Annotated in this window: 16 protein-coding genes, 1 tRNA gene and 1 pseudogene; 5 read left to right on the plus strand and 13 right to left on the minus strand. The window is 61.5% G+C overall.

Annotated elements, in window-relative coordinates; translation table 11 throughout:
• Positions 1 to 2: 2 nt before the first annotated feature.
• From HUTA_RS02855 to HUTA_RS02865, 3 genes are all read right to left on the minus strand, one after another.
• Positions 3 to 401, minus strand: coding sequence for a DUF7318 family protein (locus HUTA_RS02855; protein ID WP_049941164.1), 399 nt, complete (start codon positions 399 to 401; stop codon positions 3 to 5).
• Positions 398 to 1,036, minus strand: coding sequence for a halocyanin domain-containing protein (locus tag HUTA_RS02860; protein WP_015788349.1), 639 nt, complete (start codon positions 1,034 to 1,036; stop codon positions 398 to 400). Before HUTA_RS02860 ends, HUTA_RS02855 begins: the two co-directional genes overlap by 4 nt.
• Positions 1,037 to 1,164: 128 nt before the next feature.
• A complete protein-coding gene (locus HUTA_RS02865) occupies positions 1,165 to 1,992 on the minus strand; it encodes a DUF7319 domain-containing protein (RefSeq protein WP_015788350.1) in 828 nt (275 codons plus the stop codon).
• A 145-nt stretch (positions 1,993 to 2,137) separates the two neighbouring features.
• On the opposite strand from HUTA_RS02865, the gene HUTA_RS02870 reads away from it, so the two are divergent.
• Positions 2,138 to 2,713 (plus strand): DUF7321 family protein, encoded by a 576-nt coding sequence (locus HUTA_RS02870; protein WP_015788351.1) that lies wholly within the window; start codon positions 2,138 to 2,140, stop codon positions 2,711 to 2,713.
• A 30-nt stretch (positions 2,714 to 2,743) separates the two neighbouring features.
• Here HUTA_RS02870 and nth read toward each other — a convergent pair whose 3' ends face one another.
• Positions 2,744 to 3,430 (minus strand): endonuclease III, encoded by a 687-nt coding sequence (nth, locus tag HUTA_RS02875; protein WP_015788352.1) that lies wholly within the window; start codon positions 3,428 to 3,430, stop codon positions 2,744 to 2,746.
• A 128-nt stretch (positions 3,431 to 3,558) separates the two neighbouring features.
• Between nth and HUTA_RS02880 the strand changes: the two genes are divergently transcribed.
• On the plus strand, positions 3,559 to 4,095 hold the full coding sequence (locus HUTA_RS02880; protein ID WP_015788353.1) for a GNAT family N-acetyltransferase: 537 nt from the start codon (positions 3,559 to 3,561) through the stop codon (positions 4,093 to 4,095).
• A gap of 39 nt (positions 4,096 to 4,134) precedes the next feature.
• Positions 4,135 to 4,932, plus strand: a complete 798-nt coding sequence (locus HUTA_RS02885) for an RIO1 family regulatory kinase/ATPase domain-containing protein (protein WP_015788354.1) — start codon at positions 4,135 to 4,137, stop codon at positions 4,930 to 4,932.
• Between the two features lie 11 nt (positions 4,933 to 4,943).
• On the opposite strand, the gene HUTA_RS02890 is transcribed toward HUTA_RS02885, so the two are convergent.
• The 3 genes from HUTA_RS02890 to HUTA_RS02900 form a co-directional block, all read right to left on the minus strand.
• Entirely contained in the window at positions 4,944 to 5,846 is a 903-nt protein-coding gene (locus HUTA_RS02890; protein ID WP_015788355.1) for a DMT family transporter, read from the minus strand.
• 72 nt (positions 5,847 to 5,918) lie between these two features.
• Positions 5,919 to 6,410, minus strand: coding sequence for an SRPBCC family protein (locus tag HUTA_RS02895; RefSeq protein ID WP_015788356.1), 492 nt, complete (start codon positions 6,408 to 6,410; stop codon positions 5,919 to 5,921).
• A gap of 77 nt (positions 6,411 to 6,487) precedes the next feature.
• A complete protein-coding gene (locus tag HUTA_RS02900; RefSeq protein WP_015788357.1) occupies positions 6,488 to 7,744 on the minus strand; it encodes a Glu/Leu/Phe/Val family dehydrogenase in 1,257 nt (418 codons plus the stop codon).
• A gap of 166 nt (positions 7,745 to 7,910) precedes the next feature.
• Between HUTA_RS02900 and HUTA_RS02905 the strand changes: the two genes are divergently transcribed.
• Both HUTA_RS02905 and HUTA_RS02910 read left to right on the plus strand, forming a co-directional pair.
• Positions 7,911 to 8,642, plus strand: coding sequence for a DUF1028 domain-containing protein (locus tag HUTA_RS02905; protein ID WP_015788358.1), 732 nt, complete (start codon positions 7,911 to 7,913; stop codon positions 8,640 to 8,642).
• A 256-nt stretch (positions 8,643 to 8,898) separates the two neighbouring features.
• On the plus strand, positions 8,899 to 9,108 hold the full coding sequence (locus HUTA_RS02910; protein ID WP_015788359.1) for a hypothetical protein: 210 nt from the start codon (positions 8,899 to 8,901) through the stop codon (positions 9,106 to 9,108).
• 71 nt (positions 9,109 to 9,179) lie between these two features.
• Here HUTA_RS02910 and HUTA_RS02915 read toward each other — a convergent pair whose 3' ends face one another.
• From HUTA_RS02915 to HUTA_RS02935, 6 genes and pseudogenes are all read right to left on the minus strand, one after another.
• Positions 9,180 to 9,785 (minus strand): hypothetical protein, encoded by a 606-nt coding sequence (locus tag HUTA_RS02915; RefSeq protein ID WP_015788360.1) that lies wholly within the window; start codon positions 9,783 to 9,785, stop codon positions 9,180 to 9,182.
• Positions 9,786 to 10,091: 306 nt separating this feature from the next.
• Positions 10,092 to 10,432, minus strand: a pseudogene (locus HUTA_RS16080) (hypothetical protein).
• Positions 10,429 to 10,752, minus strand: a complete 324-nt coding sequence (locus HUTA_RS02920) for a helix-turn-helix transcriptional regulator (protein ID WP_015788361.1) — start codon at positions 10,750 to 10,752, stop codon at positions 10,429 to 10,431. The pseudogene HUTA_RS16080 and the gene HUTA_RS02920 overlap by 4 nt, the downstream one beginning before the upstream one ends.
• Positions 10,753 to 10,934: 182 nt before the next feature.
• Entirely contained in the window at positions 10,935 to 12,335 is a 1,401-nt protein-coding gene (locus HUTA_RS02925) for an FG-GAP repeat protein (protein WP_015788362.1), read from the minus strand.
• A gap of 1,046 nt (positions 12,336 to 13,381) precedes the next feature.
• Positions 13,382 to 13,454, minus strand: a tRNA-Arg gene (locus HUTA_RS02930).
• 91 nt (positions 13,455 to 13,545) lie between these two features.
• Positions 13,546 to 14,127, minus strand: a complete 582-nt coding sequence (locus HUTA_RS02935) for a 2Fe-2S iron-sulfur cluster-binding protein (protein WP_015788364.1) — start codon at positions 14,125 to 14,127, stop codon at positions 13,546 to 13,548.
• Positions 14,128 to 14,180 lie beyond the last annotated feature (53 nt).

Raw genomic sequence — 14,180 nt, forward strand, 5'->3', positions numbered from 1 at the left:
GGTTATCGTTTGTAATAGGGGTAGATCGCGCGTTTGAAACTCTCCGTTGCGCCGTCAGTCAGCGACTCGCCGTCGGCGTCCTCCTCACGGATGTAAAGATCCTCCCACTTGCGGCGTCGCTTCTTGACGATCATGACATCGGGGAGGAACTCCTTGCGGTACAAAAGCAGGATAAAGGCGAGGTTGACGAACATCGTCGCGAGGACGGTCCCGAGAAACATGTTCCCGAACCCGCCGTCGTTCGCTGCGATGCCCCAGCCGTTGATGAGGCCATAGGTGAAGATCCCGACAAGCGCGATCTCGACGAGCGTCAACAGCACGATCGCGACGGCGGCGGCCGCGCTCTCCCGTGGCGGTTCGTAGCGGTGGATGTCGCCGTAGGTGCTGCCGGAGGACATCAGTTGTTCCCCCCGCTCGTGTGTGCGGACTCGCCGTATTTCAGCAGGTAGAACGTGAACGCGAGCGTCGAGGAGATACCCAGCAGCGTGGCGATCCCGACGTAATGGGGCTGAAACGGAACACCCATGTGCTTGGGGTTGACCGGCGTCGACGCACCGGCCGCGACAGTAGGCACGTCGTCGCCGACGACGATCGCCCCTTTCATGCCGTTCAGTTCGTGGGGTTTACAGTAGTATTTGTGGATCCCCGCTTCCGAGAACGTCCGTTCGTAGGTCGTGCCAGCCTCCGCGACGGCCGACCCCGATGTGAACGAGTCGTCCTCGGCCACGACGTTGTGAGCGTTGCCCCGCCCCGTCCACTCCCAGGTGACAGTCGTGTCCGGATCCACCCACACCGCGGCCGGTCCAAACCCGAAGTACCCTTGATTGGCCTCGACACCAACTTCGACCGTGACCTCATCCTCGCCCCGGTGGTCCTCTGTCGATGAGAAGTTGCTCACGCCCGAAAACCACCCGCCATAATCCGGCTGGGCGCCGCCCGAGCCGTCTTCCTGGGCGGCGACGGAGCCAACCGCCCCAGCGGCTGCTGCCCCGCCGGTCACCGTCCCGGCAGATCGGAGAAAGTCCCGTCTATGCATGTGTATCCACACTCAGAGTTGTGTTTGTATAAAACCGCCAATTACGGTTCCATTTACCGGTTACCCCTGGCGAATCGAGCGCACTGCGAACCGGGACGATCGATCGGCCCATCGGCCGTGCTGATCGGTCACTCCGCATCGGTATCACCCACTACCGTGTCGTCGGTCGACGCCCGTTCACGTGGCCGATCGCCGTCCTGGTTCGGTTCGGGCTGTCGGACACTCCCGGCGGCGAGTTCCGCGTCATCATCGGGAACGAACGCCGGCCGCTCGTCGCCCTCGGCCCCCATCTGCCGGAGGCGCGTTCGGTAGGCGTCAGCGCGGAAAGCCTCCGACAGGCGAGCGTTGGCGACTACCACCAGCAGGAAGAGTCCGATTCCCAGCAGGAACAACCCGGCGACGAACGCGATCCCGTTGCCCAGAAAGCCGTACCCGAGCAACACCACTCCCCCGAGCAACTGGGCGATCGAGAGCAACTGGATCATGACGTTGCCGAGTTCACCGTCGCCCTCCTCGACCTCGTCAGGGTCGGGAAGCACGTCACCCCTCGGCGGGTCGGGCACGTCGTAGGAGTCCATCGAGCACAACGCCACCGACGGCTCGACGTCCCGGCGCACCGTGCCCTCTCCCTCGACGGAACCGTCACCGTAGACGACGGCGTAACTCTCGTCGGAGTACGCAAGCAACCGGTCGTCCTCACGCTCGATCCGAGCGAAGACGTCCCGATCGGCGACGCGCTGACGGAGGTCGGCTTCGAGGCGGTCGAGCAACTTCTCGCCGGTGATCCACGTCTCCGTGTCGAAGGCCGCCTCCCACTCCTCGCGGTCCATCTCGTCCATCTCGGCCGGTCCAAAGGATTCGAAGTCGTATTTCTCCTCGACCTGCTCGCGAAGTTCCGACAGCGACGGCTCGCTGTCGCCCGCAGGTGCATCGTTCGTGGACTCGGCAGGAGCCATCGGGATCGCATACGGCCCGTGGATGCTTACCGTTTCTGATAGGCAGTATGATCTGTCCGGGTGTTCTCTGACTCGGCCGGTGGGATAGAGAGTGCTGGCCCATCGCTCCGACGCGTTTTAACGGCCGCCGGCCGAACTGCACTCGATGGCCAGCCACGGGGCACTCGCGGCGACGGTACTGCTAGTCGACGGCGTGACCGATGCGATCGACGGGATCGTGCCGACGCTCGGCGACGACGCGATCGCAACGATCGTAGTGCTTGCAGTCTCGCTCAGTCTCCCCTGTTTCCTCTACGGTGCCTGGCTGATGATCGTCCACGATCCCGTCACCTGGCGGGTGCTTCGAACCCACCTCGCCGTCGTCGGGCTCGGGCTGGCGCTGACGACTGTCCCGCTCGTGTGGTGGATGATCCCGAAGCTCTGGAGTCAGGTTTCGGGCTTCGCTGTCGTGCATGCGTTCCTCGGCCTCCAGGCCTACGCCTTCTTCGCGCTGGCTGGGACCGGAATCGTCCGCATCCTCCGGGCGAAGTGGGCCTCCGAGGCGTATCGTCGCGCTTCGTCCTTCGATCTGGATGACCTCGAAGCGGAGACGGCAGACCTAGAGCTGGGCCACTGGCGCGCACGCCTTCGGATCGGCGTCGTCGGGTACACGAGCTTCTGGATCCTCGCCTACCTGACGGGGATCGTCCGGTACGTTATCAAGTACCAACCACTCGGGTGACGATACGTGCCACAGCCGGGCGAGCACCCGTCACTCCCAGGCCTCGCCGCTCGCGAGATCCACGTCACTGTCAAGTTTCGACGACGGACAGACGTCTTCGAGTGCACAGTCCCCACAGTCCGGATTCCGTGCCGTGCAGACGGCCCGACCGTGGCTGATCATGAGATGAGTAAACGCCTGCCACTCGTCTTCAGGGATGATCTCCATCAGATCGTCCTCGATGGCATCGGGACGCTCCTCCTCGGTGAGTCCCAGGCGACGGGTGAGTCGCTGGACGTGCGTATCGACGACGATCCCCTCGACAACGTCGTGACCGTGCTGGAGGACGACGTTCGCGGTCTTCCGACCGACGCCTGGCAGGGCAGTTAGCGCGTCCATCGTATCCGGTACCTCGCCGTCGTGCTCTTCGACGAGGATCTCGCCGATCCCTTTGAGGTAGCCGGCCTTGTTGTTGTGAAACGTGATGCCGTAGATGTCCTCGGCGAGTTGTTCCTCGTCGGCGGCGGCGTAGTCTTCCGGCGTCTGGTATGTCTCGAAGAGTTCGGGCGTCGTTTCGTTGACGCGCTCGTCGGTACACTGTGCCGAAAGGACGACCGCCACCAGCAGTTCCAGTCGGTTCGAGAAGGTGAGCGAAATTGTGGTATCTGGGTAGGCGTCGTGCAATCGTTCGATGACTTCCGTGGCCTGTGCTGACCGCGAGTCCAGCGAAGTTCCCATATATTTCCTGCGGGCGGGTCGCCCTTTGCGGTGTCGGGTTCGGCGAGTACTGTCGGCATCAGTTTCGCGAGTACTGTCGGCTCCCCGAGACCGACAGTTTTGTGAGCGATCGGATAGATCGACAGTCCATGCCTGGGCCGACGTTCCTCCGAGGCGATACCGTGACGTTGCGACCGATCGAGACCGACGACGCCGAGTTCCTCGCGGAGACGATCAACCATCCCGAGGTCTGGCCGACGCTCGGGGCGTACGAACCACTGAATAACCAGCAGGAGCGCGAGTGGATCGAAAGTCTCGGCGACAGCGATGACGTCCACCTGTTGATGTGTGTGGACGGCGAGCCAGTCGGGACAGTTGGCCTCAACGAAATGATGGACGTCTGGGGGATCGCCGAACTCGGCTACTACGTTCACCCGGACGAGCAGGGCAACGGCTACGCGACCGATGCCACGCGTCGGATGGTCCGCTACGCGTTCGAGGACCGTCGTCTGGAGAAGATCTATGCCAACGTCTATCCGGACAACGATGCCTCCCAGGCGCTGCTCGAAGCCGTGGGATTCCAGCGTGAAGGCGTCTTCCGTGATCACGCGTTCGTCCGGGGCGAGCGAATCGACGTGTATCGTTACGGACTGTTGGCCAAGGAGTTCGAGGCCGACGGCGAGTGACGACGGAAAGCCTTTGACGCTGGGTGCCGGCATGGGCGTATGGCCGTCCGTCGGTTGTTGCGCGGGCAGATCGCCTGGCCACAGCTCGAAGCGATCGTCGAGACCGTCCTGGATCGCTACGACGAGCCCGCGGGCCGCGTCGAGTTTTTGGACGCCAACAACTGGCTGTCGGTGCCACTGGTCGTCAACGATCGGTACTTCGTGAAGATCATCTCCAGACAGCACTCGCTGGTCCACGCACTGTTGACGACCGGTCGCAATCTCGGCGCGTTCACCAGCGGGACCGAGGGGTTTTTCGAACACTTCGGGACACCACTCGAGATGGCCGAACACGAACTCGAAGCGGCCCAGCGGATGCAGTCGGTCGGTGTCAACGTCCCCGAGCCGGTCGAGGCCTTCGAGGTTGCGGACTACGGTGTGCTCGTCTTCGAATACGTTCCGGCATTCCGGACGTTCGAAGCGGTCGAGGTCGCCACCGCCCGTCAACTCGCACCGGACCTCTTCGTGGCGCTGGATCGGATGCATCAGGCGGGGCTCGCCCACGGCGATCTCCGGAGCGAGAACGTCCTCGTCGTCGAGGGCGAACTCTACTTCATCGACGCGACGAGCGTCCGTGGCGACATCGCGGACGCCCGAGCGTACGACATCGCGTGTGCGCTGGGCGTGCTCTCGCCGCTGCTGGGTCCGGCCGAGACTGTCGGGCTCGCCGTCGAAATCTTCGGCGCCGAGACGCTGCTCACCGCCCGGGACTTCCTTGACTTCGTGACGATCCGCCCGGATCACGACTTCGACGCGGCCGCCGTGAAAGGCGAGATCGAGAAAGTCGCGACGGGGTGAAACGACGACGGCTACTGCTGTCGGGCACGCGCGGTCACCACAATCCCGATCAGGACGACGACACCACCGACGACGGTGGCAACCCCCGGAATCTCTCCAAGCAACACGAGCGCCAACACCGTCGAGCCGAGGGGTTCGCCCAGCAGCGACGCGCTGACGACGCTCGATTCGAGGTGACCCAGCGCCCAGTTGACGACCGTGTGGCCGAACACCCCCGGACCGACTGCCATGCCGAGAAAGAGCAGCCACTCCCGCGGGGGATACGCAACGAGCGGCGCACCCTGGAGACCGAGCAAGACGAGCAGGGTCATCGAAGCGACCGTGTAGACGACGATCACGTACGGCAACAGCGCCAGCCGCTGGCGGATCGACCGCCCGGCGAGGACGTACCCCGCCATCGCGAGCGCACCGAGCAGTGCGAGCGCGTTACCGTACAGCGGGTTCGGACCGAGAACCCCCACACCGAGGAGATCCGCGGCCGACATCCCCGCGATTCCGGCGACGGCGACGACGATCCCGGCGACTGTTCGAGGACCGACCCGCTCGTCCAGCAGGAGCGGCGCGGCGGCAGCGACGAACAGCGGTTGTGACTGCACGAGCGTCACCGAGGCAGCTACGCTAGTCCACGCCAGACTCTCGAACCAGGCGGCGAAGTGGATCGCCAGGGCGACGCCTGCCAGCGCACCGCCGGCCAAATCGCGCCACGCAAGCCGCCGAAACGCCGATCGCTGTCGCCACCATGCGACAGGCGCGAGCAATAACGTCGTAAGGAGGACGCGGTAGAACGCGGCGACGATCGACGGGGCGGCGCTCCAGCGGATCAGAATGGCACTGGTCGAGACCGCAAGCACCGCGACCGACAGCCCCGCGAGCGGCGGGGCGCTTTCGATCCGATCGACGAACGAACGCGACACGCCGGGTGATCGCGGGCAATTCGCTTACGCCTTGCGGGTTGCCGATGCCGACGGCGGCCCGCTGGAGGCTTCTCACTCCAGAAGCTGCTTCGTCTCTCGATGGCGATACCGGAACATCGGCGCGAAGCCGACCACTGCGAGCGGGCTCGCGAGCCTGCCGAGCGCGCCACCAGCCAGTCGGTACTCGACGTGATCAGTGATTCGCGTCCCACCCTCGACGGCCTCGAAACGGTGGGTGTGTCGCCAGTGGGCGAAGGGGCCACCGGACATCTCGTCGACGAAATAGCCCGTCTCTCGTCCATCGCCGCCCGTCCGTTCGCGCTCGACGATCCGTGTCGTCGACTCCTGGCGTGGCCCGACGCCGAACGGGCGAAGCGACACGATCGCCGTCGTGCCGACGATCATTTCGTCGGGATCTTCCTCGCCGTCGGGGCCACGGACGGATTCGGCTCGGAGATTGACCCAGCCCGGCGTCAGGGCGTCCAGCCCGTCGATCGTCGAGTGAAACTCCCAGACGTCTTCGAACGGGGCGTCGACGTGGACTGATCGCTCGTAAGTGGACATACACCAGTTAGGAGGCGGATCGGCAAAACGTCACGGGCGGCTCAGCGGATCGACCGTGGTGAGTGAAAGTAGCCGTGTTAGCCCCAGTGGCCTGCCTGCTCACTCGCCGAAAGCACACGACGGAGGGCAACGACGTAAGCTGCAACCCGCAGCGTCGCGAGGTCTTCGTCCTCGTAAGCGGACACGAGATCATCGAAGGCAGTGACGATCACGTCTTCGAGTTCCTCGTTGACGCGCTCCTCGCTCCAGTAGTTGCGCTGGCGGTTCTGCACCCACTCGAAGTACGAGACGGTGACGCCGCCCGCGTTTGCCAGGATGTCCGGAATGACCAGGACATCCTCGTCGGCGAGAACCTCGTCGGCTTTCGGGGTCAGCGGCCCGTTGGCTGCTTCGACGATGACGTCCGCCGTGACATCGGCGGCGAGTTCCTCGTCGATGGCGTTTTCGAGTGCCGCCGGCACCAGAATATCGACGTCCAGCGTCAGGAGTTCGTCGTTGGTGAGTTCCTCGTCGGCACCGGCGTAGCCGACGACGCTGCCCGTCTCTCGCTTGTGGTCTTTGACCGCGCGAGCATCGAATTCGCCGTCGGTCCGGATCGCACCCGAGGAGTCCGAGACGGCGACGATCGAGGCCCCGAGATCCTCGAGCAGATCGGCGGTGATCCAGCCCGCGTTGCCGTAGCCCTGGACGGCCACGGTCGCCTCGCTGATGTCCCGATCGAGGTACGAAAAGGCCTCGCGGGCGACCAGCATCGACGAGCGACCGGTCGCCTCGACGCGACCCTCGCTGCCGCCACTGTCGAGGGACTTCCCGGTGACGACACCGGGTTCGGTGGTGTTCTCCAGTGTCTCGTAGGTGTCCTTGATCCAGTTCATCTCGCGCTGGCCGGTGTTGACGTCCGGCGCGGGAACATCTCGATCCTCACCGATCAGCGGTCGAAGTTCCACCGCGAAGGCTCGCGTGATGCGCTCGAGTTCGCTCTCGGAGTACTCGCTCGGGTCGATGACGATGCCGCCCTTGCCGCCGCCGAGCGGGATCCCGACCGTCGCACACTTATAAACCATCCAGCCCGACAGCGCCTTGACCTCGTCGCGGTTGACGCCCGGATGATAGCGGATACCACCCTTGTATGGGCCGCGGGCGTCGTTGAACTGCGATCGGAACGCTTTGAACGTCTCGAGGCTCCCGTCGTCCATCTCGACAGTGAGCGTCGTCTCCAGAACGCGCTGGGGGTGTTTCAGGCTCTCCAGGACGTCGTCGCCGGCATCAAGGGACGCCGACGCGTCGTCGATCTGTGACTGTAAGCTCTCGAACGGATTGACCGAATTTGACATACGTCCACTTCCGGGAGGGTATTGTTAAGTCCATCGTTGTCGTTCAACCATTCACATATATTGCCGCGTCTGGCCGGCCGATGGTCACCCACTCGAACGGAATGGCCCATCGAGGACACTGGAGCGGCCCCAAACACTGAGGAGGAGGCCGCTTGAGTTCACGCACATGACGTTCAGCATCTGTGTTCGCGAACGGTACACCGACGAGAACGGGACCAACCAGACTCGATTCGGGGTTGCCGTGACGACACGTCTCCCGGGAGTCGGAACGCTGTGTCCGTTCGCCAGCGAACACGGGGCCGTCGCGACCCAGAGTCACGTCAACGTCGAACTTGGCCGGAAAGGCGTCGAGTATCTCGACGACGGGCTTGCCGTCGAGGATGCGCTCGAAGCGCTGCTCAACGCAGACGACGGACGGCCACAGCGCCAGGTCCACGGCGTCGGCACAGCGGGGGAGTTCACGTTCTCAGGCGAGGAGTGCAAACCCTGGTATGGCGACCGCGTCGGTAACAATTTCACCGTCGCCGGGAACCTCCTGACGGGCGAGTCGGTTATCGAGGAAGCGGCGGCGACCTACGAAGACAGCGCGCCGCCACTCGGCCCCGACGCGGACGTCGACCGTCCACTTGCGGCGCGATTGATCGACGCGCTGGCGGCCGGTCACGCCGAGGGTGGCGACAAACGCGAGGAGTTGCCCGTCCAGAGCGCCGCGCTGATCGTCGAAACGACCGAAGACCGCTCGATGGACCCCTATTACAACGACCTCCGTGTGGACGCGACCGAGACGCCGATCGAGGACCTCCGGGAGACGTACGAACAGGCCGAACGCGGGTTCGAGATGACCCGCGAACGGTACGAGGACGCTGACGACGGGGACAATACCGAGGACGCCGGATGAATGTTACAGGGGCAATATTTTCAGCGGGAAACGGGATAATATTCGAATATGAATATCCAGGGCTAGAAAGAGAAATATTGCCATAACAATCAGTGATATATACGGCTATACTCCCTTTGCCACAATCAGTGTGCTAGTCAGTTCCGCTTCGTTGTTTTTCCGAAGCGAGCCCTGTCCCACCCATGCCAGATCCGAGCACACCGCTCATCACCGTGACGAATATTTATCAGCTATCCAAACGAAAATAGTCACGGAAATGAGTGGAATCGTGACCTCGGGTTTCATCGTCCTGCTACTCCTGCAGTTTTTCCTCTGGGTCGGCATGGAGATCGACGTCAAACGGTCCGAGAACGGCGATCTACGGTGGTTCGCAGTCGCCGGGATCTTTCCGGTCATCGGACTGGGTGTCTCTCTCTGGTACGTGCTGAATCGACGTGATTTGCGGGACACCAGCGACGGTAGGTGACCAGCAGATGCGACGCCGAAATGATTCACGGGAAAGTAATCCGCACGATATACCGGTGTGCTCGTAGGGCGTCACTCCCCAACCAGAGCAAGTGTCGACCCGTCCCGAGAGTCGACTCCAGCAAGAGCAATGAAGAACGCCAAGGCGAGCGCCAATCCGCCGATTGACTGGAGCCACGTATGTGCATCGGCAAGTGGCCGAGCGACGACCATACCGAGCGCCACTAGACTGAGCGGAAGGAATCGTCGATCAACCAGCAACAGGTAGCCAGCCGGTGTCATCGCATACAGGACGTGGCTCGAAATATCCCAGAACGGCGTGATGAGAAGGTGCGGGATCGTCACCGCCACGAGAAGAAGTGCAAACTCGGGGATGATGTCCCCCCAGTTCCAGATGCGCCACCCCAGCCAGATCGCCAGCATGCCGATGGCCAACCCCGCACTGCCCGTTGCGTCAACCCCCCACTCCGGGAGTGGTCCCACGACGTGCGGGACTCCCTGATAGATTGCGAATGCCACGACCCACCCAAACCCGAGGACTCCGAGACGCTTGCCGAGTCCCACGAGGGAGTTACTGGCGGACGTGCGCCATTCGTATCCGATGAGACAGAGGCTACAGAGCAGCACGAAGATTTCGGGGGCAAACACCGCCGAATACGTCCGCGCTATTTCGGACATGTGTCACCTCACCTTCCGGGAGCCTTGTATCGATTTCGATCGGATTATCGAACCGTTCTCAAAGGTTGTGGTGGCTCACGCGGCAAGTTCTTTGCTCGTGACACCCACTCGGCCGCTCGCCCTTCGAACGAAAGCATCCGGCGCTCTGTTCGGTCGGAGATCACCCCGATGCTGTCGGGTGATTATGACCGCAAAAATCCGCTACGGGCGGGAAGGACTCTCGTTCGACAATCGAACGGATCGTCCTTTAGGGCGTGAGACGATTAAATTCAGGGGTTTGAAAATTACAATGAGCGAACTGAACTATCAGTCCAGCGCACCAAGGTGAGTCGCTGCTTCACGTGCAATCTGTTCAACAGTGTCCGCTACCAGTTGGCCTTCTATCTCGTGAATGTCAGCGTGTTTGATCGTGACGAGGACCCACGGATTGACGTAGCTCTCACGGGGAAGTCCCCCACTCGTGAAGTCCGTGTCGGCGAGTGGGATCGCTACTGAGCGTCGTGTCGTCGTGACGACCGCATAGACGGCTTCTTCGTCTCGAAACGGCGGGGTATCAGTACTCAGGCAGACGTATGGTCGATACTCGTGTGGACCCAGAGGTCAGGCCCTTTCACCACCGTCCCGCGAGCATACTCGGACGCCGTCATTCCTCGGCCGCACCGTAATAGTCGTCTGTCGTCGAGGCGGAGCTTGCAGCCTGCTGTCCAGCGTACGAGGCCAGGCGTTCATCGTCCCCAATCGCCCAGTAGCGCCCCTGATGTCGGACGAGTCCACGGTCTTCGAGACGGGACAGGACGACTCCGACGCTCCCCCGGGGGATGTCTGTCGCTTCGTGGATTTCGGTCTGTGTGAACGCTTGCTCGTCGTTGGTTGCCAAGAAGGTGAGAACAGTGTGTGGCTGTGTCCCCTCCTGAATATCGAGAGCGTCCTCGGGACCGCTCTCGAATCGATCGATGTTGATCGGCATGTGTAATAGATAGTTGTAGAATGTAATAAGACGTTTGGTGAGGCAGTAGCTCCACCGTGCGCATCTTGCACGGCGTTTCTTCCAAGGGTAGTCACACCCGAGTGCTCAGTATAGTGAGTAAAGTGACCGCTGGGGCAATAGTTCATGGGAGACGGCGATTCCCAACACAAGTACAGTCTCGCCTACAAGGTGAACACGTAAGCCGAACCCGCTCGTTTTCCGTTTGGATCTTCGTCGTGGGGGGCACCAATGAGTGCGGTGGTAGCATCATCAGACACTGCCATTGATACACCGAATCTGTCTCCACTGTCGCCATCAGCTGAGGCGAGTTTGGCCTGCTGGCTCCAAGATCCGCCATTTGCCTCGAAGATGTATGCCGAGCCTGCCTGTTCGCCGTTTGGGTCCTCGTCTTGAGAAGCGCCGATAATGGCAGTGGCTCCAGAACTTGACAGTGTCACTGGGGAGCCAAACCAGTCCGTACTGTCGCCATCATCCGGAGTGAGCTTGGCCTGCTGGCTCCAGGATCCGTTACGGTCCTGGAACACGTACGCCGAACCCGCCTCCTCGCCGTTGGAGTTCTTGTCCCTGTGGGCACTAATGATTGCAGTCGTGGCGTCACCCGATACTGCCGCTGCCGAGCCGAATCCGTCGTTACTCTCGCCATCGTCAGGCGTGAGTTTGGCTTGTTGACTCCAAGATCCGTCGTCGGCCTTGAACACGTACGCCGATCCTGCAATCTCACCATCAGAAGGGTCATGATTCTGGGCACCAATGATTGCCCTGGTCCCGTCACTTGACATGGCCACTGACATACCAAATCTATTTCCACTGTCGCCATCAACTGGAGTGAGCTTGGCCTGCTGGCTCCAGGATCCGTTACGGTCCTGGAACACGTACGCCGAGCCCGCCTCCTCGCCGTTGGAGTTCTTGTCCCTATGGGCCCCGATAATAGCAGAAGTCCCGTCACTTGATACTGCCGCTGACACGCCAAAGAAGTCTTCTCTGTCGCCATCGCCAGGGGTGAGTTTAGCCTGCTGACCCCATGAGTTGTCGTTGTCTTCGAAGACGTACGCCGAGCCCGCTAAATCGCCATTGGGATCTTCGTCGCCGGTGGCCCCGATAATCGTAGTGGTCCCGTCACTCGACATGGCCACAGATCTGCCGAACCAGTCTTCACTGTTGCCATCATCAGGGGTGAGTCTGGCTTGTTGATCCCAGGACTCGCCACTGGTTTCGAATATGTATGCCGAGCCTGCTCCATCGCCGTTGGTGCCTTCCTCAAAGAGCGTGGTGATTATAGCAGTGGCCCCCTCACTCGACATTGCTACTGACCGGCCGAACCAGTCACCACTGTCGCCATCGGTGGGATACACTTTAGCTGCTTGTGTTTTCACTTCATTTGTTTCCGTGAGTGACGTAGTGGGGGTTGGTGACTCCGTTGGTGATTTGATCGCTGTCTCAGAAAAGTTGGTCGGCAGGTCACGCGATTGCGTTTCTTTCCCCTCGCGATTGCTGATACAGGCAGCGAGAACACCAGTCCCAGCAATGCTACAGAGGCTGAGGAATCGTCTTCTATCAGTCATAGTATTATAATTTAATAGATTGGATATAAAACTTATCAGGGCTACAAAAACGGGAGCGTGGATTGGAAATCCCAATCTCTCAACTACCCCGCCAGATTGACCAGAAGTGGACGTATCGGAGCGTCTATACTACTCTTGTGGTATTGGACCTATCTGCATACAGATGTATTGCTCGATAATCACGTTCGTTCTAACAGGTGATACAGCGAAGTCCACCTGAATAGAAACACACGGCGCTTGCTGAATAGATCCGATATATGCAGTAGCCCCTTTCGGCAGGCCATGAACGGTTTGAACGAGGATCTCTCTGCGGACTGCGATCACGCCCCATCAATCAGCGTTGAGTTTCTGAACAGGCGCCAAATTGGTTGCACGCGAATTCCCGTGACACCCACTCGGCCGCTCGTCCTTCGAACGAAAGCATCCGGCGCTCTGTTCGGTCGGAGATCACCCCGATGCTGTCCGGCGATCACGACCGCAAAAATCCGCCACGGGCGCGAAGAGATACTAGTGTACGGCGAGCAGAGCGAGCCGTTTCGCTCGACCGAGCGTCGCGAGGCTCGAACGAAGTGAGAGCCTCGGAATTGCGAACGGCGACCAGCAGGAGCCGTGAGCAGCGAGGTCGAGGTGTTTTTGGTCCACCGGTAGACTCGCTTCGCTCGTCTACCGAGACCTGCTTCGCTTTGCTCTGCAGGACAGCTTTTTGCGAGTCGAGCGGGACCGAAGGTCCCGCTGACCGTGCGAATGGCGTGGGAGCTTGGCTCCCACGGATAGTGCGAGCGGGCAGCGAGGCGGTTTTTCAACCGCCTCGAAGTCGCGGCGCGTAGCGCCGCGCACGGCCCGCGAGCATTCGGACGCTTCGCGTCCGTGAGCAGAGAGCGGTCGCCTATGGCGACCCGACGACGTAAAAAGGTGGACGGGCGCGAAGGGATTTGAACCGGATGCAGACGTTCCTGCTCACTTCGTTGCGCGGGCTGCGACTGCCTGGGTTCAAATCCCCTCGATGGCACATTTGCTGCTCGCGGGATGCTCGCAGCAAAATGCTACGGGCGCGAAGGGATTTGAACCCTCGACATCTTGGTCCGGAACCAAGAACTCTGTCCACTGAGCTACGCGCCCTCTCTTGATCGTTCCGGACAGACGGATAAAACGGTTGTGAACTACTTCGACGAAACCATCGCTCGTAAACTGAGTCGAAACAGGAACACAGTCAGGGCGTCTCGCTGGTCTCGATCGTGAAGTCCGTGGTCGGGTGGGCCGTGCAGGTCAGACAGTAGCCGTTTTCCATCTCCTCCTCGCTCAGCGTGTCGTTGTTCGAGTGTTTCACGAAGTCCTCGGCCGGGCCGTCCTCGACGTGGCCCGAACAGGACAGACACTGGCCCTGACGGCAGGAATACGGAAGGTCCCAGTCCTCGTCCTCGCCGGCCTCCAGGATCGTCTCGTTGTTTGCCACCTCGATCGTCTTGCCTTCCTTCGCAAATTCGATCTCGTAGTGTTCAACCTCGTCCTCCGGGATCGCCTCGGGATCGAAGCCTTGGTCTGCCTCGTCAGCGTCGCCGTCGGCGAGTTCGCCCTCAGCATCGCCGCCTGCCGGGATTGCCGCGCCGCCACCGCCGATCGACCGGTTCATCGGTTCCGGAAAGTCGGTCTCCGGAACGGCGGCCGCTCGCCGTTCGAGCAGCGTGGTGGAGATGTCTTCGGCAGGCTCCCAGCCAGTCCCCTTCGCATAGTGGAGGAGCACCGCGGTGAACGTGAATCCGATCCCGAGTGCGATGCCCAGTGCCTCAACCATTGGTGTACGGCGGTACGGAACACGGGTTTAATTAGCTGTTGTTAGTCCCAATT

The organism is Halorhabdus utahensis DSM 12940 (assembly GCF_000023945.1).
GTDB lineage: Archaea > Halobacteriota > Halobacteria > Halobacteriales > Haloarculaceae > Halorhabdus > Halorhabdus utahensis.